This is a genomic window from Pseudoalteromonas sp. 23_GOM-1509m (genome assembly GCF_000518425.1).
GTDB lineage: Bacteria > Pseudomonadota > Gammaproteobacteria > Enterobacterales > Alteromonadaceae > Pseudoalteromonas > Pseudoalteromonas tetraodonis.
Genome location: NZ_JADO01000008.1, coordinates 107,032 through 129,043, shown reverse-complemented (window position 1 = coordinate 129,043; position 22,012 = coordinate 107,032). Strand labels below are relative to the sequence as shown.

General features: G+C 41.5%; 17 protein-coding genes. 13 read left to right on the top strand and 4 right to left on the bottom strand.

Annotated features, from left to right (window positions below; genetic code table 11):
- Positions 1 to 141: 141 nt before the first annotated feature.
- From ftsX to ftsY, 3 genes are all read right to left on the bottom strand, one after another.
- The gene (gene ftsX / locus N523_RS0100580; RefSeq protein ID WP_028835596.1) at positions 142 to 1,128 is read right to left on the bottom strand and encodes a permease-like cell division protein FtsX; all 987 of its coding nucleotides are present in this window, start codon (positions 1,126 to 1,128) and stop codon (positions 142 to 144) included.
- Complete coding sequence (ftsE, locus tag N523_RS0100575; RefSeq protein ID WP_013465956.1) at positions 1,125 to 1,802, bottom strand: cell division ATP-binding protein FtsE; 678 nt, start codon at positions 1,800 to 1,802, stop codon at positions 1,125 to 1,127. Before ftsE ends, ftsX begins: the two co-directional genes overlap by 4 nt.
- Positions 1,803 to 1,887: 85 nt before the next feature.
- The gene (ftsY, locus tag N523_RS0100570) at positions 1,888 to 3,807 is read right to left on the bottom strand and encodes a signal recognition particle-docking protein FtsY (protein ID WP_028835956.1); all 1,920 of its coding nucleotides are present in this window, start codon (positions 3,805 to 3,807) and stop codon (positions 1,888 to 1,890) included.
- Positions 3,808 to 4,011: 204 nt separating this feature from the next.
- On the opposite strand from ftsY, the gene rsmD reads away from it, so the two are divergent.
- From rsmD to N523_RS0100500, 13 genes are all read left to right on the top strand, one after another.
- Positions 4,012 to 4,617, top strand: a complete 606-nt coding sequence (rsmD, locus tag N523_RS0100565) for a 16S rRNA (guanine(966)-N(2))-methyltransferase RsmD (protein ID WP_013465959.1) — start codon at positions 4,012 to 4,014, stop codon at positions 4,615 to 4,617.
- Positions 4,618 to 4,762: 145 nt separating this feature from the next.
- Positions 4,763 to 4,978 (top strand): 30S ribosomal protein S21, encoded by a 216-nt coding sequence (gene rpsU / locus N523_RS0100560; RefSeq protein WP_002957797.1) that lies wholly within the window; start codon positions 4,763 to 4,765, stop codon positions 4,976 to 4,978.
- A 19-nt stretch (positions 4,979 to 4,997) separates the two neighbouring features.
- On the top strand, positions 4,998 to 5,444 hold the full coding sequence (locus N523_RS0100555; RefSeq protein WP_016899740.1) for a GatB/YqeY domain-containing protein: 447 nt from the start codon (positions 4,998 to 5,000) through the stop codon (positions 5,442 to 5,444).
- 166 nt (positions 5,445 to 5,610) lie between these two features.
- On the top strand, positions 5,611 to 7,362 hold the full coding sequence (dnaG, locus tag N523_RS0100550) for a DNA primase (RefSeq protein ID WP_028835595.1): 1,752 nt from the start codon (positions 5,611 to 5,613) through the stop codon (positions 7,360 to 7,362).
- A 124-nt stretch (positions 7,363 to 7,486) separates the two neighbouring features.
- Positions 7,487 to 9,331, top strand: coding sequence for an RNA polymerase sigma factor RpoD (gene rpoD / locus N523_RS0100545; RefSeq protein WP_028835594.1), 1,845 nt, complete (start codon positions 7,487 to 7,489; stop codon positions 9,329 to 9,331).
- A gap of 71 nt (positions 9,332 to 9,402) precedes the next feature.
- Positions 9,403 to 10,284 carry a 50S ribosomal protein L11 methyltransferase gene (prmA, locus tag N523_RS0100540; RefSeq protein WP_008114871.1) on the top strand — a complete coding sequence of 294 codons (882 nt, stop codon included), beginning with the start codon at positions 9,403 to 9,405 and terminating at the stop codon, positions 10,282 to 10,284.
- A 282-nt stretch (positions 10,285 to 10,566) separates the two neighbouring features.
- On the top strand, positions 10,567 to 11,538 hold the full coding sequence (gene dusB / locus N523_RS0100530) for a tRNA dihydrouridine synthase DusB (protein ID WP_028835593.1): 972 nt from the start codon (positions 10,567 to 10,569) through the stop codon (positions 11,536 to 11,538).
- Positions 11,539 to 11,557: 19 nt separating this feature from the next.
- A complete protein-coding gene (gene fis, locus N523_RS0100525; protein WP_002957804.1) occupies positions 11,558 to 11,848 on the top strand; it encodes a DNA-binding transcriptional regulator Fis in 291 nt (96 codons plus the stop codon).
- Between the two features lie 332 nt (positions 11,849 to 12,180).
- A complete protein-coding gene (purH, locus tag N523_RS0100520; RefSeq protein WP_028835592.1) occupies positions 12,181 to 13,767 on the top strand; it encodes a bifunctional phosphoribosylaminoimidazolecarboxamide formyltransferase/IMP cyclohydrolase in 1,587 nt (528 codons plus the stop codon).
- A gap of 109 nt (positions 13,768 to 13,876) precedes the next feature.
- On the top strand, positions 13,877 to 14,695 hold the full coding sequence (locus N523_RS0100515; protein ID WP_013465965.1) for a class I SAM-dependent methyltransferase: 819 nt from the start codon (positions 13,877 to 13,879) through the stop codon (positions 14,693 to 14,695).
- A 14-nt stretch (positions 14,696 to 14,709) separates the two neighbouring features.
- A complete protein-coding gene (gene purD / locus N523_RS0100510; protein WP_028835591.1) occupies positions 14,710 to 15,996 on the top strand; it encodes a phosphoribosylamine--glycine ligase in 1,287 nt (428 codons plus the stop codon).
- A 97-nt stretch (positions 15,997 to 16,093) separates the two neighbouring features.
- On the top strand, positions 16,094 to 18,634 hold the full coding sequence (locus N523_RS0100505; protein ID WP_028835590.1) for an EAL domain-containing protein: 2,541 nt from the start codon (positions 16,094 to 16,096) through the stop codon (positions 18,632 to 18,634).
- Between the two features lie 21 nt (positions 18,635 to 18,655).
- Positions 18,656 to 19,471 (top strand): DUF2797 domain-containing protein, encoded by an 816-nt coding sequence (locus tag N523_RS0100500; protein ID WP_028835589.1) that lies wholly within the window; start codon positions 18,656 to 18,658, stop codon positions 19,469 to 19,471.
- On the opposite strand, the gene N523_RS0100495 is transcribed toward N523_RS0100500, so the two are convergent.
- Positions 19,444 to 21,972, bottom strand: coding sequence for an EAL domain-containing protein (locus tag N523_RS0100495; RefSeq protein WP_028835588.1), 2,529 nt, complete (start codon positions 21,970 to 21,972; stop codon positions 19,444 to 19,446). The two genes, N523_RS0100500 and N523_RS0100495, sit on opposite strands and share 28 nt — an antisense overlap.
- Positions 21,973 to 22,012: the final 40 nt, after the last annotated feature.

Here is a 22,012-nt window from a genome sequence, read left to right as displayed (position 1 = left end):
TTTTAGTGTTAAGTCAGTCTACACTAGGCGACTGAATAACCTATGAATTGGTTTAGCCAAAGCAAAGATTAATCTTTTTGCTTTGGCTTTTTTATAATTTTAAACTTAAAACATGACAGTTTTAAGAATTATATTAGGGCCCTAAACCTTATCGGGTTCTATTTCTGAGATGTAACGGTTAACCGATAAGTAAGAACCAATAAAGCCTAAGCTAGTGGCCAACAATACCAACGCGCCAAATTCATTAAGGCTAAGCCCTATTAGCGTAAAGCTGGTTTGATATACCCCTGCAACACTGCTTACCGCAGCAGATAGCCACCACATCATTAATGCTACGCAAATAAAAGCAAACAATCCGCCAATCACGCCATACCAAATGCCAGTCCATAAAAAGGGGGCATGAATAAAGGTATTAGTTGCCCCTACGAGCTTCATTACCTGTATTTCTTCTTTTTTATCCATAATAGATAAACGAATTGTGTTGCCTATAATAAGCGTCACTGAGGTAAGTAATAGTAGCGCAATAGTGATTACACTCTCTTTTAACAAACTGAGTAATGCATTTAAACGTTCAAGCCAAGCAATATCAAGCTTACCAAAATCAACTTCGCGTTCACCTTCAAGTTTTTTAAGCAATAGCTTAGCCGCATTAGGTTGGCTATGTCGCTGGGTTGGTGTAACTAAAACCACATTCGGTAATGGGTTACTATCTAGGTATTCTAAAGCCTGACCAAACCCAGACATTTCTTTGAATTCATCCAAAGCCTCAGTGCGAGAAATAAAAGTCACACTTTGTATTTCAGGATATAGCGCTAAGCGTTTAACTAAAGTTTGCGTTTCTTGCTCACTCATATCCTCTTTTACAAACAAGGATATTTCGCTGGCTTGCTCAAAACCACTGCTCACTTGCTGCACATTTTTAACCACTAAGTATAACGTTGCGGGCAAGGTTAAACTCAAACCCAGTACAGCAATGGTCATCATAGAGGCTAATGGCGTGCGCCACATTTCTCCAAGACTGTACACACCTTGGCGAAAAATATTAATAATGAAAAAGTAACCGCCAGAGAATACGGATTTTTTTTGTTTATCATTACTATTTTGACGGCTTTTGAACAGTAAACTCATAATACACCCTCAGCCAGTGGATCTTGACTCATCCGCCCATCATGAAGCGTTAAGCTACGATACTTCATTCGTGATACTAACCCCAAGTCATGGGTGGCAATTAAAACCGTGGTGCCATGCTTATTAAAATCTTCGAACAGGCGTAATATTTCCATCGATAACTCAGGATCAAGGTTACCGGTAGGTTCATCAGCTAATAGTATAGGAGGAGAATTAACAATGGCTCGTGCAATCCCTACACGTTGCTGCTCACCGCCAGAGAGTGTGGAGGGATGACAGCGTACTTTATCTAACAAGCCCACTTTATCGAGCGCGCCATGCACACGCTTGGCAATTTGCTTGTGGTGAGTCCCTTCAATAATTAAGGGCAAAGCAACGTTATCGAACACCGTGTATCGTTCTAATAGACGATGATTTTGAAAAATAATACCAATGTCGCGGCGTGCATACGGAATTTGTCGTGAATTTAACTTATTTAAATCCACGCCATTGATAAACACATTGCCCGCAGAGGGGCGTTCCATCAAGCTAATAAGCTTTAAAAGTGTACTTTTACCGGCACCACTGTGGCCCGTTAAAAAAGCCAGTTCGCCTGGTTTTATATGAAAACTCACTTTTTCAAGCGCGCGATGCCCACCGGCATAGGTTTTACTTACTTGCTGAAAATTTATCATTTTTTATTATGCCAACCTCATTAAACGTCCTAACGCAATTGGTATTCCTTGCAATTAAAAAGGGAGCAGGCTCCCTTTTGGTAAATTAAACGTCGTCCTCATCTTGGCTAAATAGCGCGTCAATAAAGTCATCGCTCTTGAAGGTGCGTAAATCATCAATACTCTCACCTACACCAATATAACGAATAGGAATATTAAACTTATCAGCAACGGCAAAAATAACCCCGCCTTTAGCGGTGCCATCAAGCTTTGATAGTGTGATACCCGTTAGACCTACACATTGGTTAAATAAGTTTACTTGGCTAATAGCATTTTGGCCTGTGCCAGCATCAATTGTCAGCATCACTTCATGCGGTGCATCTGGGTCTACTTTTTTCATCACACGGGCTATTTTTTCAAGCTCTTGCATTAAGTTATCTTTATTTTGCAAGCGCCCTGCTGTATCGGCAATTAACACATCAACATTACGCGCTTTAGCGGCTTGAAAGGCATCAAATACCACTGAGGCGCTATCAGCACCAGTGTGCTGAGCTATAACAGGAATACTATTACGCTCACCCCAAACTTGAAGCTGCTCTACTGCTGCGGCTCTAAATGTATCACCGGCAGCAAGCATTACCGATTTACCTTGGTTTTGAAATTGTTTCGCCATTTTACCAATGGTGGTGGTTTTACCTACGCCGTTCACACCTACCATAAGGATAACGAAAGGTTTTTTGTCTGCTGGTATTTCTAAAGGCTGCTCTGCTGTTTTCAGCATAGTTGCCATTTCTTGCTTCATTAATTCATAAAGCGCATCACCATCTTTAAGCTGCTTGCGATCAGCGGCGTCGGTCAGGCTATCGATTAGCTTCATGGTGGTATCAACACCAAGATCGGCAGTGAGTAACTGAGTCTCTAATTCTTCAAATAACTCATCGTCAATTTTTTTACCGCTGAAAATTGAGGCAAAGCCAGAACCAATATTAACGCGTGTTTTCAGTAAGCCTTTTTTGAGGCGAGAGAAAAAACCTTCTTTTTTAGGTTTTTCCGCTTTTATAGCTTCTTCCTTTGCAAGCTCTGCGGTCAGTCGCTCTTGCTCTAGGCGTTCAGACTCCTCTTCAGCAGCCAGACGCTCTTGTTCTAAACGCTCGTTCTCAGCTTGCTCTGCTGCAATACGCTGTTGTTCTAAACGTTCGTTCTCAGCTTGTTCTGCTGCAATGCGCTGTTGTTCTAAACGCTCATTTTCAGCTTGCTCTGCTGCAATGCGCTGTTGTTCTAAACGCTCGTTCTCAGCTTGCTCTGCTGCAATGCGATGTTGTTCTAAACGCTCATTTTCAGCTTGCTCTGCTGCAATCCGCTGTTGTTCTAAACGCTCGTTCTCAGCTTGTTCTGCTGCAATGCGCTGTTGTTCTAAACGCTCGTTCTCAGCTTGCTCTGCTGCAATGCGCTGTTGTTCTAAACGCTCGTTCTCAGCTTGCTCTGCTGCAATACGCTGTTGTTCTAAACGCTCGTTCTCAGCTTTTTCTGCTGCAATGCGCTCTTGCTCTAACTGCATTTGCGCTTCTTGTTCTGCTAAACGTTTGGCTTGCTCTTGTCTTTGTTGCTCTGCATCTGCCTGCTGTTTAGCTAATAGCTCTGCATTAGCGTGTTCAATCGCTTGTTTTTCTTCTGCCGCTGCGCGCTGTGCTTGCGCCTGTTTCTCTTGCTCTAAACGCTCGGCCTCTACTTCAGCTTGTAAACGCTCTGCCGCAGCTTGCTCTGCAGCTAAACGTTCTTGCTCGGCTTTTTCTGCTTGCTCTTGTGCTAAACGAGCTTGTTCAGCTGCAATTCGGGCTTGTTCTATACGCTCGGCTTCTGCTTCAGCTTGTAAGCGCTCTGCCTCAGCTTGCTCTGCAGCTAAACGCTCTTGTTCGGCTTTTTCTGCCTGCTCTTTTGCGAATGCTTGTTGTTTATCAGCTTCTGCTTGTTTTTTATCTGACTTGCCAAAACCGAGCCACGACATGAATTTACTTTTTTTTGCCATACTTGCTAATAACCACTTATAAAAATCTGATAAACTAACGATAATGATAGCGTGCTTTTAAGTCTAAATAATTGCTTTTAGCAACACGTTATCCTCGAGGGTGCATAATAGTAACACTTTTAGCGCAGTTGAAAAATGACACGCCGTGATATGATTGCAATATTATCTGAGCTAGATCATAGATACCAATTTTTAGTGAGTTAAATGAGAAAAAAAACCACACAAAATAACACCACTCATAAATCAGCTGATGGGGTTATTAGAATCATTAGCGGCCAATTTCGCGGTCGAAAACTGCCAGTAAAAGATGTTCAAGGTCTGCGTCCTACAACCGACCGAATTAAAGAAACGGTGTTTAATTGGTTGATGCACGATACCCGCGATGCGCACACTCTCGATTGCTTTGCCGGTTCCGGTGGATTGGGATTTGAAGCATTGTCGCGCTTTGCAAAACACACCACATTCATAGAGCTTGATTCACAAGCAGCAAAACAATTAGAGCAAAACATTGCGACGCTTGATGCACAAAACGCGCAAGTCGTTAATACCAATACACTGACGTTTTTAGAGAGAAAAAACACCAGTGACACATTTAATTTGGTTTTTATTGACCCGCCATTTCGCAAAAATTTAGCTCAATCATGCTGTGATTTATTGGAAAATAATCAATGGCTCGACCCCGAAGCATTGATATATGTTGAAGTAGAAACTGAGCTAACCTCGTTTAAAGCACCAAATAACTGGTTGTTAATTAAAGAGAAAAAGGCAGGTCAGGTTTTTTGTAGGCTGTACCAACGCCATATAAATTAACACTGTTTTAGCTGCTGTGTTTCTGTTAATATTATCCTTTACATGTGGTGTTGCTTCGGATTACAATACCGCACCATTTTTGAACCACTTGATCAATGTTTGATCAACTTGAGCAACGCTCATAATTTAGGTAGGTGAATTTTTAATGCCAGTAATTAAAGTAAGAGAGAACGAACCGTTTGACGTAGCACTTCGTCGCTTCAAGCGTTCATGTGAAAAAGCAGGTATCCTTTCAGAAGTTCGTCGTCGCGAGCACTATGAAAAACCAACAGCTGAGCGTAAGCGTAAAAAAGCAGCTGCTGTTAAACGTCACATGAAAAAACTTTCTCGTGATAACGCTCGTCGCGTTAAATTATACTAATATATTAGGTCTTGTATAAATGAGCCTTTTAATAACGCTAAAAGATGCGCAAAAAGATGCGATGAGAGCCAAAGACAAACAACGTCTTAACCCTATTCGTATGGTACTTGCTGCAATCAAGCAACGTGAAATTGACGAGCAAATAACACTAGACGACGCAGGTATTACCTCCGTTATAGTGAAGCTTGTTAAACAACGTCGCGACTCTTACACTCAGTACAAAGATGCTGGGCGTGATGATTTAGCTGATATTGAAGCCAATGAAATTACAGCACTTGAAGCTTTTTTACCTCAACAATTGAGTGAAGAAGAAATTATTGCTCTCATTGACGCGGCTATTGCTGATACTAACGCAGCAGGTATGCAAGACATGGGTAAAGTAATGGGTATAATCAAAAGCAAAGCCGAAGGTCGTGCCGATATGGGCAAAATCTCAGGTTTAATTAAGCAACGATTAACTGCCTAATACCCCCACATACATTTAGTATGATTGAAGTAAACCGAGCCTTGAGCTCGGTTTCTTCGTTTAGATATTTAGTACTTCAAAAAATTATGCATTTGTGTTCAAATCTTTGCGTATTATAATTCGTTTTCATCACTTTTCTATTTATCTTAGGGCTGTACTTTAAACAATGGCTGGAAAGATCCCACGCAACTTTATCGATGATTTATTGGCACGAACCGATATTGTCGACCTGATTGACTCAAAGGTAGGGTTGAAAAAAGCGGGCAAAGACTATCAAGCTTGCTGTCCTTTTCATAATGAGAAGTCGCCTTCATTTACTGTATCGCAAGATAAACAGTTTTATCATTGCTTTGGCTGTGGCGCTAACGGCAATGCTATTTCTTTTGTAATGGAGTATGACAAACTCGAGTTTGTTGATGCAATTGAAGAACTAGCCAGTTTACTTAACCTTGATGTTCCTCGCGAACAAGGGAGCAGTAATGGACCAGAGCGCACAGCGGCACAAAAACGTTCAGACTATGATCTAATGCTGCATGCAGCACGCTTTTATCAACATCAGTTAAAACATCACAGTAACTCTGAAGCGGTAATCGATTACGTTAAAGGTCGCGGCTTAAGCGGTGCAACCGTTAAAAAGTTTATGATAGGTTATGCGCCCAGCGAATGGGAAGGGCTCTGCCAACAACTTGGGCGAAACCAAGAACAAAAAGAACAATTAGTTGAGCTTAAACTCGCATCTGAGAAAACCCCAGGCAAACAGTTCGACTTTTTCCGTGATCGCTTAATGTTTCCAATTCGTGATAAACGCGGCCGCGTTATTGCTTTTGGTGGGCGAGTAATGCAAGCCGATCAAGGGCCTAAATATTTAAACTCTCCGGAGACGCGCATATTTCATAAGGGCTTTGAACTCTATGGCCTTTATGAAGCTAAACAAGCACACAAGAAGCTTGACCATGTACTGATTGTTGAAGGTTACATGGACGTAGTAGCGCTGGCAGAACAAGGTATTGAATATGCCGTAGCAGCCCTTGGTACAGCGACAACCAGCGAGCACATGCACACTTTATTTAGAACCACAGATAAAGTTATTTGTTGTTACGATGGTGACCGTGCAGGTAAAGATGCTGCGTGGCGCGCACTCGAAAATGCGTTGCCTTACTTAAACGATGGCAAAGCACTGCATTTTGTATTTTTACCCGATGGTGAAGACCCTGATTCACTCGTACAACAAGAAGGTAAAGCAGCTTTTGAGCAACGCCTTGAAAACGCAGATGACTTCACTAAAGTGCTGTTTAATAAACTAAGTAAAGAGATTGATTTAACACTAGATTCCGGTAAGGCTAAGTTACTCAGTGCGGCACTGCCCCTGATTGAAAAGATCCCAAGTGAGTTTTACCAAGAAAATATTCTAGAGCAACTTGGGCGATTGATTGGCCGTACCCGTGAGCAACTCAATAATCACTTAAAAACGCCAAAACAGCAGCAAGCAATTGAACGAAAATTTAAAATTACACCCATGCGCCAAGCAATAGGGATTTTAATTCAGCACCCTAACTTGGCTAAAAGTGTGCCCTATTTACCCGATTTAGCTCAAATGAATATTGCGGGTATTGGCTTATTATTGCGACTACAACATCAAGCATTACAAAAAGATGGCATTACCACCGCACAAATTCTTGAATCATTTCGGGGCACCGATGACTACGAGCCATTAACTAAGTTAGCGACATGGCAACATCAAATAAATGAAGAGCGTTTAGAGACTGTTTTTCAAAATACTTTCAAATTTATTGAAGATCAGTGTTTAAATTATCGACTAGAGACCCTATTAATAAAAGACAAGACACAGGGCCTAAATAGCGACGAACGACTAGAATGTCATTTACTAATGACAGCGTTAAAAGCAACGAACAGCTAGTCAGATTTGATTTAGGCTGTTATACTGTGCTATTCACTGCGTCACATTATTCTGGTTAGCCTTTGAGCAAACTCCATGATGGCGCCTGTTGTATCAACTTATCAGAGTGGAAGAAACAATCTCTATGGATCCAACTCCTCAGTCACAATTAAAACTTCTGATTCAAAAAGGTAAAGAGCAAGGTTACTTAACTTTTGCAGAAGTTAATGATCACCTTCCACAAGATATTATCGACTCAGATCAAGTAGAAGATATCATTAGCATGATTAATGACATGGGTATCAAGGTTAGCGAAAACGCGCCTGATGCCGATGAATTAATGATGCAAGAAACCACGACAGACGAAGACGCAGCGGAAGCTGCCGCTGCAGCCCTTGCTACTGTAGAAAAAGAAATTGGCCGTACAACTGACCCTGTTCGCATGTATATGCGTGAAATGGGTACTGTTGAACTTCTTACCCGTGAAGGCGAAATTGTTATCGCTAAGCGTATTGAAGAAGGCATTAACCAAGTTCAAATTTCGGTTGCTGAATACCCTGAAGCGATCACTTACCTACTTGAACAGTGGGATAAGTTTGAAGCAGAAGAGATGCGTCTTAGCGATATTATCTCTGGCTTTTTCGATCCTGATGCAGAAGAAGCACCACCTATTGCTGCCACCAACATTGGTTCTGAATTAAGTGAAAAACAGCTTGATGATAGCGACGATGATGACGATGACAGCGATGATGAAGACGAAGAAGAAGTAGATACAGGTCCAGATCCTGAAGAAGCGCGCATCCATTTCGAAAATTTACGTGATTTATACACCAAAGCACGTGAAACATTCGATAAGAAAGGTCGCTCTCATCCAGAGTCTCAAGCCGCTATTTTAGAAATCGGTGAGCTGTTCAGAACCTTTAAACTCGTACCTAAACAGTTTGATCGCATGGTTAATAACATGCGTGAAATGATGGACAGAGTTCGCGTTCAAGAACGTCTTATCATGAAGCATGCAGTTCAAGTTTCAAAGCTGCCAAAGAAAACCTTTGTTAAGCATTTTGCAAACAACGAAACTGACACAGCATGGCTTGATATTGAAATTGCAGCAAACGAAAAGCATTCAGCTAAACTTGAAGAAGTGAAGCCTGAAATACTTCGTTGTATTAGCAAACTTACTTCAATGGAAGAAAGCACTGGCTTAAGCATTGAACGTATTAAAGATATAAACCGTCGCATGAGTATTGGTGAAGCGAAAGCGCGCCGTGCTAAAAAAGAGATGGTAGAAGCAAACTTACGTCTTGTAATTTCAATCGCTAAAAAATACACCAACCGTGGTTTACAGTTCTTAGATTTAATCCAAGAAGGTAACATTGGTCTGATGAAAGCGGTTGATAAGTTTGAATACCGTCGTGGTTATAAGTTTTCAACTTATGCTACGTGGTGGATCCGTCAAGCAATTACGCGCTCTATTGCTGACCAAGCAAGAACAATCCGTATTCCAGTACATATGATTGAAACGATCAATAAATTGAACCGTATTTCACGTCAAATGTTACAAGAAATGGGTCGTGAGCCAAATCCAGAAGAATTAGCTGAACGCATGATGATGCCTGAGGATAAAATCCGTAAGGTACTTAAGATTGCAAAAGAGCCAATTTCAATGGAAACACCTATTGGTGATGATGAAGATTCGCACTTAGGCGACTTCATCGAAGATACCACTATTGATTCGCCAATCGATTCGGCAACAATGGAGTCTCTTCGTGGCGCAACTAACGACGTGCTTGCTGGCTTAACAGCCCGTGAAGCGAAAGTACTACGTATGCGTTTTGGTATTGATATGAATACCGACCACACGTTAGAAGAAGTAGGTAAACAGTTTGACGTAACACGTGAACGTATTCGTCAAATTGAGGCGAAGGCACTGCGTAAATTACGTCACCCTTCTCGCTCTGATTTACTGAAAAGCTTTTTAGACGCTAAATAATCTAGCGTTACATTATAAGTTAATTTAAAAGGCCGCTGTAGCGGCCTTTTTTCTATTTCAAGGAAATAAACATGGCTTGGATCCAAATCCGTATCAATGCCAATGCTGCAACCGCTGATGCAGTAAGTGACCTATTAATGGAAGCAGGCAGTGCTTCTGTTACTTTTATTGATGCTAAAGACACGCCTATCTATGAGCCTAAAATTGGCACTGTTGTATTTTGGGCTGACACCACAGTAATTGGCTTGTTCGAAGCTAATCACGATATGAACGCAGTGGTTGCGTTATTAAAACGCCATGATGAGCTAAAAGACAATTTAGTTTACAAAATTGAGCAACTCGAAGATAAAGACTGGGAACGTGAGTGGATGGATAATTTTCACCCTATTCAATTTGGCGAAAAACTCTGGATTTGTCCTAGCTGGCGCGACATTCCAGACCCAGACGCAGTCAATGTACTACTTGATCCAGGTCTTGCTTTTGGTACTGGCACACACGCCACCACGGCACTGTGTTTAAAATGGTTAGAAAGCCAAGACTTAACTGGTAAAACCGTGGTCGATTTTGGCTGTGGCTCAGGCATATTAGGCATTGCAGCAATAAAATTGGGTGCTGAGCGCATGATAGGGATAGACATTGACCCACAAGCGCTGGAAGCAAGCCTAGATAACGCTAATCGCAATGGTGTTGCTGACAAGCTTGAAGTGTACCTGCCAGAAAATCAACCTGAGTTTACTGCTGACATTGTAGTGGCAAATATTTTAGCGCAACCACTGCGTGAGCTTCATAGTGTTATTTTAGGCTTATTAAAGCCAGGCGGTAAAATTGCGATGTCGGGAATTTTAGAAGAACAAGCACAATCGGTTGCTGACATATACGCGCCCTTTATTGAGCTCGATGAAATTGCCATTGAAGGCGATTGGACCCGAGTAAGTGGCATTAAAAAAGCGTAATAGTGCGTTATTAAAAAATTTAGAGTATTAACTCAAAAGTCGTATCTAAAGCCTGTATTTAACAGGCTTTACTATTTTTTTACATAATAAAAAATAAAGATTTTTTATTATAAAAGTAACAGCCGTTCAAAATTCACACAAATAAACCGCTTCGTCATACGGTTATCAAATGTCAATACGAAAAGAGCAAAAAAAAGTCACTTTTGTTCAATTTATAGCCTTTGATTTTTGCGTAAAAAGCCGTAAACTTAGCGCCCCTTGAAAAGAGGCCTATTGAATATCGTGCGTATCGGTTCATACCAACTTGAGAATAATGTCATTGTCGCGCCTATGGCGGGCATAACGGACAGACCATTTAGACAGCTATGTCGTCGTTTAGGCGCTGGCCTTGCTGTGTCTGAAATGCTGTCGTCTAATCCGGAGGTTTGGAAAACCGAAAAGTCGATGAACCGAATGGATCATTCTGGTGAGTCGGGTATACGTGCGGTGCAAATTGCAGGAGCAGACCCTGAGCTTATGGCACAGGCCGCACAATTCAATGTTGCAAACGGTGCACAGATCATAGATATCAATATGGGGTGCCCAGCAAAAAAAGTGAACAAGAAACTTGCAGGCTCAGCCTTATTACAGTTTCCAGAACTCGTGGAAGAGATTATTGATGCCGTAGTAAACGCGGTTGATATACCTGTGACACTTAAAATCCGTACCGGATGGGATCAGGACAACCGTAATGGTGTAGAGATTGCAAGAATAGCTGAACGTTATGGCATTGCATCACTGGCTGTACATGGGCGCACGCGCGCATGTATGTATAAAGGTGATGCTGAGTACGCCACAATTAGGGATATAAAACGTTCAGTGTCGATACCTGTCGTTGCTAATGGTGATATTACATCACCTGAAAAAGCAAAGCAGGTTTTGGACTATACGGGTGCAGATGCCATTATGATTGGTCGAGCCGCCCAAGGTCGCCCTTGGATATTTAGGGAGATAGACCACTATTTGCGAACTGGTGAACATATGCAGCCACCTGCTATTGCAGAGGTGCGCAGTATTTTAATGGAGCATTTAACCAACCTCCATGTGTTTTACGGTGAGCCAATGGGAGCACGAATCGCTCGCAAACATGTATCTTGGTATTTGCAAACCCATGACAGTGACGGTCAGTTTAGGCGAGTATTTAATGCGCTCGACAATTCAGAGGCACAGGTCGTCGCATTAGAGCAATACTTTAAAACACTAGCAGCTAACTAAGAAAGAAAGAGACTTTATAATGTTCGAACAAAACGTGACTTCTCCATTTATCACTAACCCTCATGTTCAGTCACACGAGAAACCGCAGCCATTGCGTGATGCAGTGAAAAAAGCTGTTCACCACTACTTAAAGCAGCTTAACGGTCAAGATGTGCAAGACGTTTACGACCTTGTTCTTTCTGAGCTAGAAGCGCCATTGCTTGAAGAAGTAATGACTTACACACGTGGCAATCAAACTCGTGCGGCAATTTTACTAGGTATCAACCGTGGTACTTTACGTAAAAAGCTTAAAAAATACGGTATGAACTAATACCAGCTATATTGAAACCGTAATCATTCTAACGAGCTAAATATGCCCCTAACTGCGTTAAAAATTTTTTATGTAGAATAACTACACAGCAAAATTTTTGCCTTGTTATTGACTTATTTCTCTGTCGTTATAATTGCTTACTAATCCAATACAGCTGGTATAAAGTATTTTGAGTAAAAAGCACCTTAGGGTGCTTTTTTTATTTGTAAAATTTATTAACGAAATTGCAAAATGCTCACGCTTTATGGGTCGTTATAAGTCGTTTTTTGAGTCGTAATCAGTTAAAATACGCGCTTCTAAGCTAGCTCATTAACTGAGGAAATCAAACTACAATGGATACACATCGTCCTATACGTCGCGCACTTTTGAGTGTGTCAGACAAAACCGGTATTGTTGAATTTGCCCGTGCACTAGAAGCACAAGGTGTTGAAATACTTTCAACTGGCGGCACGTGTAAACTACTTGCTGACAATGCAATTAAAGTAACTGAAGTATCAGATCACACCGGTCACCCTGAGATCATGGATGGTCGCGTAAAAACCCTACATCCAAAAATTCATGGCGGCATTCTTGCTCGTCGTGGCCAAGATGAAGACGTAATGGCAGATAACAATATTTCTGCTATCGACATCGTTGTAGTTAACTTATACCCCTTTGCGAATACTGTCGCTCAAGAAAACTGCAGCCTTGAAGATGCTATTGAAAACATCGATATTGGTGGCCCAACCATGGTACGTGCGGCAGCTAAAAATCACAAAGATGTGACGATTGTTGTTAACGCAAGCGACTACGACCGTGTTATTAGCGAAATGCAAAATAACAACGGCTCAACAACCTACAAAACACGCTTTGACTTAGCTATTGCAGCGTATGAGCATACAGCGCAGTACGATGGCATGATTGCTAACTACTTCGGTAAGATGGTTCCTGATTACACAGAGGAAGCCGCTATCGATACTAAGTTCCCGCGTACTATCAATATGCAATTCACTAAAAAGCAAGATATGCGCTACGGTGAAAATTCGCATCAAGATGCCGCGTTTTATGTTGAAAACGACATCACTGAAGCGTCAGTGGCAACAGCCACTCAACTGCAAGGTAAAGCATTATCGTTTAACAATATTGCCGACACCGATGCTGCACTTGAGTGTGTAAAAGAATTTGATGTACCTGCGTGCGTAATTGTAAAACACGCTAACCCATGTGGTGTTTCAATTGGTGATAATATCTTAGAAGCGTACGAGCGCGCCTTTAAAACAGACCCAACGTCAGCATTTGGCGGCATTATTGCTTTTAACCAAGAACTTGATGCTAAGACTGCACAAGCGATTGTTGAACGTCAATTTGTTGAAGTTATTATTGCACCAAGCGTAAGTGCAGAAGCCGCTCAAATAGTATCAGCTAAACAAAACGTGCGTTTATTAGAGTGTGGTGAATTCTCAGCTAAAGGCACAGGTCACGACATTAAGCGTGTAAATGGCGGTGTACTTATTCAAGACCGTGATTTAGGCATGGTAACGCAAGGCGACTTAACGGTTGTCTCTAAGCGCCAACCTTCTGAGCAAGAGCTTAAAGATTTATTATTCTGCTGGAAAGTGGCTAAATTTGTTAAATCAAACGCCATTGTTTATGCCCGCGACGGTATGACTATAGGTGTAGGTGCGGGCCAAATGAGTCGCGTTTACTCAGCTAAAATTGCCGGTATTAAAGCCGCTGATGAAAGCCTTGAAGTAAAAGGCTCAGTGATGGCATCAGATGCATTCTTCCCATTCCGCGATGGTATTGATGCAGCTGCAGAGGCTGGCATTACTGCTGTTATCCAACCAGGTGGTTCAATGCGCGATGAAGAAGTGATTGCTGCCGCTGACGAAGCTGGAATGGCAATGGTGTTTACCGGTATGCGCCACTTCCGTCATTAATCGCATAAAGAGCTAACGGGTTCAGTTAGCTCTTTTTGTTTGCACCAAATTCACGTATTCTGCTTATTCTATAACCATGACTAACAATTATAATGTGAAGGATTAGACGATGAAATTTGCACTAAAATCTCTACTGGTTGCCACACTGTCATTAAGCTCAACAATGGCGTTGGCACATAACCATGGCCACGACTCAGCATTAACAAATGCAGTTAAAGCAAGCGAGCGTAGCAGTGAGCGCGATCAATACCGCAACCCTGTAGAAACACTCGAATTTTTTGGCTTTAAACCATCTATGACCGTGGTAGAAATTGCCCCAGGTGGTGGTTGGTACAGTGAAATTTTAGCGCCAGCGCTGAAAGAGCAAGGCACCTATTATGCTGCGCACTTCCCTGCTGATTCATCGGTTGGTTATTACCAACGTTCTCTTGCTGGCTTTAAGGCTAAAATCGCTGAAGATGCCCGCTTTAGTCACGTTAAACTCACTGAGTTTGCCCCATCTACACATTTAGATATTGCTCCTGCGGCTAGCGCCGATATGGTACTGACTTTTCGTAATGTTCATAACTGGTACATGAGCAAAGATAAAGAAGCTGCAAGCAATGCGTTTAAGTCTTTTTACAAAGCACTTAAACCAGGCGGCACTTTAGGTGTGGTTGAACACCGCCTACCAGAAGAGCAAGATGATGAGATGCAAAAATCATCAGGTTATATGAAGCAAAGTGTGGTTATTGCACTTGCTGAACAAGCTGGTTTTGAACTTGAAGCAAAAAGCGATATTAATGCAAACCCTCTTGATACAGCCGATCACCCTAAAGGGGTATGGACCCTTCCACCGAGCCTTAGACTTGGCGAGCAAGATGCCGCTAAATATAAAGCCATAGGTGAAAGCGACCGTATGACGCTGAAATTTAAAAAACCGCTTTAAATAGGATATTCGCCATGAATGTATTAGTCATTGGCAGCGGCGGCCGCGAACACGCACTTGCGTTTAAGGCCGCTCAAAATACAAAAGTTAACACTGTTTATGTTGCTCCAGGTAATGCGGGCACAGCTCTTGAGCCAAAACTTGAGAACGTAGCAATTAACGTTGAAGACCTTGATGGACTGCTAAGCTTTGCACAACAAAATAATGTTGAGCTAACCATTGTTGGCCCTGAAGTACCGCTAGTATTAGGGGTTGTTGATAAGTTCCGTGAACACGGCTTAGCTATTTTTGGCCCAACCGCCGGTGCTGCCCAGCTTGAAGGGTCTAAATCGTTCACTAAAGACTTTTTAGCACGCCATGCTATTCCAACCGCTGATTACCAAACGTTTGAACAAATCGACCCTGCGCTTGCCTATTTAAAAGAAAAAGGCGCACCGATTGTTATTAAAGCCGATGGTTTAGCGGCTGGTAAAGGCGTGATTGTTGCTATGGACGAACGCGAGGCTGAAGAGGCTATTCGCGATATGCTTGCGGGTAATGCCTTTGGTGACGCCGGTAGCCGTGTGGTCATTGAAGAGTTTTTAGAAGGTGAAGAAGCGTCGTTTATTGTCATGGTTGATGGTAAAAACGTACTGCCGTTTGCAACCAGCCAAGACCATAAACGCGCTTACAATGGCGATCAAGGCCCTAACACCGGTGGTATGGGTGCATACTCACCAGCGCCTGTAGTAACCGATGAAATTCATCAGCGCATTATGAACGAAGTGATCTACCCAACGGTAGAAGGTATGGCTAGCGAAGGCCATCCGTACACTGGCTTTTTATATGCAGGCTTAATGATAGATGAGACAGGTACACCAAAGGTTATTGAATATAACTGTCGTTTTGGCGACCCTGAAACACAACCTATGATGCTACGCTTACAATCAGACTTAGTTGAACTGATTGAAGCTGCTAACCGTGTAGAGCTTGATAAAACCACCATTGAGTTTGATTCACGCGCTGCAGTAGGTGTTGTTTTAGCCGCTAAAGGCTACCCAGATAGCTACCCGAAAGGCGATGCTATTAGTGGCTTGAAAGTAACTTACCCTGAAGGCGAAAAAGTCTTCCATGCAGGGACTAAGCAAGACGGCGATAACGTAGTGACTGCCGGTGGTCGTGTACTGTGTGCTACTGCACTGGGTAATACAGTTACACAAGCGCAGCAGCGTGCCTATAAACTGGTTGATGAAATCAACTGGGATGGCATGGAATACCGTACTGACATTGCTTATCGCGCAATTGCTCGTGAACAATCATAACGATTGATAACTAACGAGTAAATTTTATAAAAGCGCAGATTATCTGCGCTTTTTACTGCTACACTATAAAAAAAAGTAATCTGGACATAGATTAATATTGGAATTTAAAACCTTGCGCTACCATGCGGTGGCAGTTGTAATACTTATTTTTATCTTTTTTATTATCAGCACATTGGCAATAAACTTTGTGATGCCATCACGCTATACCATAGATAAAATAACCCCTGTTTACCTCGATCATGCTTATTACATAGACAAAAGCAAAACACAAAGTTTTGCAGAAGTAATGACCAAGCAGGCGCTATTTACACAGCAAGAATTTAACGATATACCTTGGAGCTTTGAACAGCAAAATTATTGGTTACGCCTCGATTTAGAAAACAAAAGCAGCCAACAAGAAGATGTGGTTGCCCACTTTGATAACCCGATGGTAGATCATCTCACCATATATAGGCTCAATAGTAACAACCAACTACTCGACACTTATAAGCTTGGCGATAAAGAGCCACGTCTTACTTTATTTAAGTACAGCGTGCCCCACATTCGCTTTAACCTCGATGGCCAATCTACACAACGACTAATTATAAAAATAGATACCGTGGGGATCAGTAAAACCCCAATTCACTTATATCGCCATAATGTATTTGTTGACTTAGTTCGCTCACAAACAGGCATTTGGGGAATTTTCGCGGGTGTCTTATTAATGGCCTCACTATATAACCTATTACTCTATTTTGGCATTAAAGACCGCGTGTACTTAGTTTATATTGGCTACATTATTAGTGCTATAGCATTAATGGGCACCGTTCTGGGGTTTGGTTTTTATTTATGGCCGCTAGAATGGCAGTTGTTTATTCACGAAAAAATAATTGTCGTTAATTACACTATTGCGTTTTTCACTCTCGCTTTTTGCACCATGTTTTTGCGATATCATAAAGACCGTTGCTGGCGTTATAAATTAAGTGTTGGTTTACTCTGGCTAATGCTAGTGCTCGGTACATTAAGCTTTTTTATTCCCGAAAATATAGCTGCCCCCATATTTTTTGTAATTTTGGGATTACTTTATATCGTCTGCTTTATTTTAATTTATAACAAATTAAAAAGTGGCTTTAGATGGGCTAAGTTTTACGTATTTTCATGGGTGCCATTGATTATTGGTGCAGCCATTCAGCCTTTAGAGCTTACAGGCGTTATCACTTATAGCTTTTCAATACGTCATGCTTTTTTAATGGCCATTTTGTGTGAAATTGTCCTCATGGCCATGGCACTTGCCGATCGGGTTCGTTATCAGCGTGAACGCGCTTTATATCATGCCACGCATACCCAGCAAACAAAACTGCTCAATAGCGCAAAGTTAAAGTATGCCTTTATGGCACTCAAAGCCCAGCAACGTTCCACCACTTTATGTTTGGTTAAAATACGTCATTTTAACTCGCTAAATACCATTATTACGCCCTCCCAAGGATATGAATTAATTAAGCATGTTGCGCACGAATTAGAATGCCAATTGAGCTTTGAGAGAGAATTTTTTAACTTAAGTAGTGGCATTAATCAACCCGCTAAAATTGCTGATTTAGGTAGCGGTGTTTTTGCCTGTATCTCGACTAAAAACCAAAGCCCACACACGCTCGAAGAGTTATTAAAAAGGGTAGTAAATAAGTTACCAAAAACCTATCAAATCAAAGGGCTAGACTTACAACTCAATTACAGCGTGGGGATTAGTGCCTTTGGTAAACGTGATGACTTTGAATTTTGGTTGAAACGAGGCTACTTGGCATTACATAACGCTAAACATAGTCTAAGTAAGGTAAGCTCATCATCTGCGAACAGCAGTTTAGCTATGGACGTTGCGCTTGCTGCTAAGCTTCAACAAGCGATAAGAACGGATCAGCTCGCTCTATTTTATCAGCCACAAGTTAGTTTAAAAGATAACAGTGTCAATGGTGCCGAAGCTCTACTACGCTGGCCTAATACTGAGTTTAAAAACATTTCCATAGAAAAACTAATTCTACTTGCCGAACACACCGGTATTATTAATGAATTAACACTTTGGGTGATAGAGCAAGCTTGCAAAGACATTGCAAAACTGGCAAATGAGGGCGTAACTGAACATAGTATTAGCGTTAATTTAAGTGCAAAAAACCTAGCCATTGCCAATTTAACCGAAAAAGTAGAAAACCTTTTAATAAAGTATCAGGTTGCCCCTCATTTATTGAAGTTTGAGCTGACTGAATCAGCGTTTGTCGAAAATCAAGATGCGTTAGTCACCTTAGTTGGTGAACTTGCCACACTGGGCGTTAAGGTCGTGTTAGACGATTTTGGTACTGGTTATTCATCGCTTAGCTACTTAGTTAACTATCACTTTAGTGAACTTAAAGTAGATAAGTCGTTTGTGTTTGATTTAACCGATAACCGGGCTCATCAGGTCATTGTGCAAACAGCCATAGATATGGCACATAACTTGGGCCTTACTATCACGATTGAGGGCGTAGAAACTCAAGAAGTTCACCAGCTGCTCAACACTATGAAAGCCGACCGTACCCAAGGCTACTTGTACGCAAAAGCACTCTCTTATGATAATTATTTAGACTTCTTGAACAGCCAATACCGTCTAAAAATGTTAAGCTCCCCTTTTTAACATCTTTGGGGCCAAGTAAAGATGCAAGGTACACTGCGTAAATTAAAGTCGAGCTTAACAGAACCCGTTCAATATCATTTACCTGTAGGTGATGAACTGGTTGATTTAAATGCTTTAATAGGTAAACAATTGACTCTCACTTTTAGTGGCACAATTTTGTGTTCTAACTGTGGTAAAAAAACAAAAAAAAGCTATTCTCAAGGGCACTGCTTTGTATGTATGCGCAAGCTTGCAAGTTGCGACATGTGTATCATGAAACCTGAAACCTGCCATTACGATCAAGGCACCTGCCGCGAGCCACAGTGGGGTGAAGAAAACTGCATGATCCCGCATTATGTGTATCTAGCTAATACATCAGGGTTAAAAGTAGGCATTACTCGCCACACCCAAATACCTACCCGTTGGATTGACCAAGGGGCAACCCAAGCATTACCTATTTTTAAAGTACAAACTCGTTTACAGTCGGGCTTAGTGGAAGTGGCGCTCGCGCAGTTTATTGCTGATAAAACCAATTGGCGCAATATGCTCAAAGGACAAAACGACGTTCTTGATTTAAAAGCAGCGGCTGCTGAGCTTATTCCACAAATTAGCGAAAAACTAACCGAGCTGAGTGAGTTATTTGGCGCAACCGCTATTGAACAGCTTGATCAAGACGTTGTGAATCTTGATTTTCCTGTAAGCGAATATCCAAGCAAAATCAGCTCATTTAACTTCGATAAAAACCCCGTTGTTAGCGGTATTTTACAAGGCATTAAAGGCCAATATTTAATTTTTGATAACGGCGTTATTAATATTCGTAAGTTCACCTCTTATGAAGTGAGTGTAGACTCAGAATAACCTTTTGCTGCTTGGTTATAAAATGCTATCCACTGCTGCTGCGTTAATGGATGGCAATAATAATAGCCCTGAATAACATTGCAGCCTATTTCGACTAAGTGTGCCTCTTGCGAGGCATGCTCAACGCCCTCAGCAACCACATCCAATCCTAAACTTGTCGCCATGGCTATAATGGCCGCCACAATTTGGCTATTGCCATACTCATCAGGAATCTTAGCAATAAAGCTCGCATCAATTTTTAATGTATTAAACGGTAATTTGGTTAAATAACTGAGTGCAGAATACCCCGTACCAAAATCATCCAGCGCAATATGCACGCCCAGCGCTTTGAGCTGTTGTAGTTGCTCTTTTGCCTGTGAAAACGAGCTAATAAAGCTGCTTTCGGTCAGCTCAATTTCAAGTAAGCTGCCAGGTAATTGGTAACGAGTAAGCATAGCTTTAATATTATCAGCCAACTTACCTTGGCTTAAATGACACGCAGAGACATTAATCGCTAAACGTCCGGCATCAATCCCCTGCGCTTGCCAAAGGGTTAACTCTTTACCTGCTTGGTTTATAACCCATAAATCTAAACGCACCACTAAACCTAGCTCTTCAGCAAGCGGAATAAACTGCGCCGGTGAAATAGTCCCTAAATCGGGATCGCACCACCGCAACAGTGCTTCAGCTCCCATAATCACCCCTGTTTTTAAACATTTTTTAGGCTGAAAATAAAGCTCAAACTCATCATTTTCGAGTGCATGCTGAAAGCGGCTCATCATCGCTAAGCGCTCTAAAGATCGGGCATTCATTGACGGTTGAAACAACTGAAACGAATTACGCCCCACATCTTTTGAGCGATACATGGCAATATCAGCATGCTTTAATAATGTTTCACTGTCTAAGCCATCATCAGGGTAAACAGCCGCCCCTATGGACGCAGTAACACCAACCTCAAAGCCTTCAAGCTTAAACGGTGTATTTAAGTGATTTAAAATACTCTCAGCAAGGGTGATAGCACCTTCTACATTATTTATTTCGCATAATACAACAAACTCATCTCCCCCTAATCGCGCCAGCGTATCACCCTCATTTAAGCTATTGATGATACGCTCTGATACTAATTTTAATAAGGTATCACCGGCATTGTGACCTAAGCTATCGTTGACCTCTTTAAAACGGTCAAGGTCAATAAACATTACCGCTAACATTTGTTTATCTCTGTGTGCTGAGGCGAGTGCCATAGAGAGCCTATCGTTAAATAAACGCCGATTAGGCAAGCCAGTTAGCTCATCAAAATACGCTAACTGCACCACTTTTTCTTCTGCGCTTTTTCGCTCAGTTATGTCACTAAAAATAGCGGCGTAAATCACTTCACTATGACTTGGCTCTTTTATTTCTATAATACTGAGCCACTCAATATAAATATCACCACACTTTTTACGATTATGAATTTCCCCCTGCCATACCCCTGTTTTGGTCAGTGAATCCCACATTTTTATATAAAAGTTTTTATCATGACGCCCTGAACTCAACATATTAGGCCGCTTACCTATCACCTCATATTCTTTATAACCGGTTAGATGAGTAAATGCAGGGTTTACTTGCATAATCACTCCATTCGAGTCGGTGATCATGATGCCATCTAGGGAGGAGTCGATAATTTTATTGGCTAAAAATAAATTACGCTGTGAGTGCTGCAGTGCAATATCACGCTGCTGAAGTACTTTTTCAAGCTCACAGCAATACGCCGTTTCAATTTCATTAATTAAGTTTTCAAGCGATAATACACCGTTAATTTGATTATTTTCGCTTACTACTAAATGTCGAATGTTACTTTCAGACATCAACCTGTAAGCATCAAAAAGGCTGTCTTGGGGGCTTATCTGATAAAGGGGGCGACTGGCTAAATCCCAACAAACCAGATGATTGTGCTGCTCGGTGATGAGCTTTAGTAAGTCGCGCTGGGTAATAATGCCATGAACATTTTCATCCTCATTAAACACCAAAATCACTTTCTCTGCATATTCACGCATCATGCTCACCGCGTCATTGATTGCCAATGAACTCGGTACTATCCGTATGTTTTTATTATATTGATCATTAATAGGTCTAAATTGTAAGTAATGCTCTAGCCCTTGATTGTTTACAATATCTGTAATGCTGATCACGCCGCTGGGAATGTCATTTGTATCAGTGACTAACAAATGCCTTACACCCTGCTTATTAAACACCATGGCCGTCTCGGTTAATAATTGTTGGCTGGGCACACTTAGTACAGGGCTCGACATAACGCTTTCAATCGCTAACTGCCTAAGTGAGTGATTAGAAAAGTTAAGTGTTAAACAATCGGTTTCAGTCCATACGCCTATTATTTGTTGCTGTTGTTTTACAAAAATAGCGCTAACATTGTGCGCTCGCATTAGTTTCACCGCTTCAATTAAAGGGGTATCCTTAGCGCAGGCGATCACCTTATTGGTAAAAACATCGCATACTTTTTGATAGCGGCTAGTGTGAGGCATTGCTTCTACTTCCAAAATTAAACCAATTAATGATTATAAA

Excerpts from the sequence above, each read along its gene's own strand:
- rpsU (WP_002957797.1), top strand. The coding sequence starts at position 4,763 with ATGCCAGTAATTAAAGTAAGAGAGAACGAACCGTTTGACGTAGCACTT.
- N523_RS0100515 (WP_013465965.1), top strand. The coding sequence starts at position 13,877 with ATGAAATTTGCACTAAAATCTCTACTGGTTGCCACACTGTCATTAAGC.
- ftsX (WP_028835596.1), bottom strand. The coding sequence starts at position 1,128 with ATGAGTTTACTGTTCAAAAGCCGTCAAAATAGTAATGATAAACAAAAA.
- ftsY (WP_028835956.1), bottom strand. The coding sequence starts at position 3,807 with ATGGCAAAAAAAAGTAAATTCATGTCGTGGCTCGGTTTTGGCAAGTCA.
- dnaG (WP_028835595.1), top strand. The coding sequence starts at position 5,611 with ATGGCTGGAAAGATCCCACGCAACTTTATCGATGATTTATTGGCACGA.
- rpoD (WP_028835594.1), top strand. The coding sequence starts at position 7,487 with ATGGATCCAACTCCTCAGTCACAATTAAAACTTCTGATTCAAAAAGGT.
- purH (WP_028835592.1), top strand. The coding sequence starts at position 12,181 with ATGGATACACATCGTCCTATACGTCGCGCACTTTTGAGTGTGTCAGAC.
- N523_RS0100500 (WP_028835589.1), top strand. The coding sequence starts at position 18,656 with ATGCAAGGTACACTGCGTAAATTAAAGTCGAGCTTAACAGAACCCGTT.
- prmA (WP_008114871.1), top strand. The coding sequence starts at position 9,403 with ATGGCTTGGATCCAAATCCGTATCAATGCCAATGCTGCAACCGCTGAT.
- N523_RS0100555 (WP_016899740.1), top strand. The coding sequence starts at position 4,998 with ATGAGCCTTTTAATAACGCTAAAAGATGCGCAAAAAGATGCGATGAGA.
- fis (WP_002957804.1), top strand. The coding sequence starts at position 11,558 with ATGTTCGAACAAAACGTGACTTCTCCATTTATCACTAACCCTCATGTT.
- rsmD (WP_013465959.1), top strand. The coding sequence starts at position 4,012 with ATGAGAAAAAAAACCACACAAAATAACACCACTCATAAATCAGCTGAT.
- purD (WP_028835591.1), top strand. The coding sequence starts at position 14,710 with ATGAATGTATTAGTCATTGGCAGCGGCGGCCGCGAACACGCACTTGCG.
- ftsE (WP_013465956.1), bottom strand. The coding sequence starts at position 1,802 with ATGATAAATTTTCAGCAAGTAAGTAAAACCTATGCCGGTGGGCATCGC.
- N523_RS0100495 (WP_028835588.1), bottom strand. The coding sequence starts at position 21,972 with ATGCCTCACACTAGCCGCTATCAAAAAGTATGCGATGTTTTTACCAAT.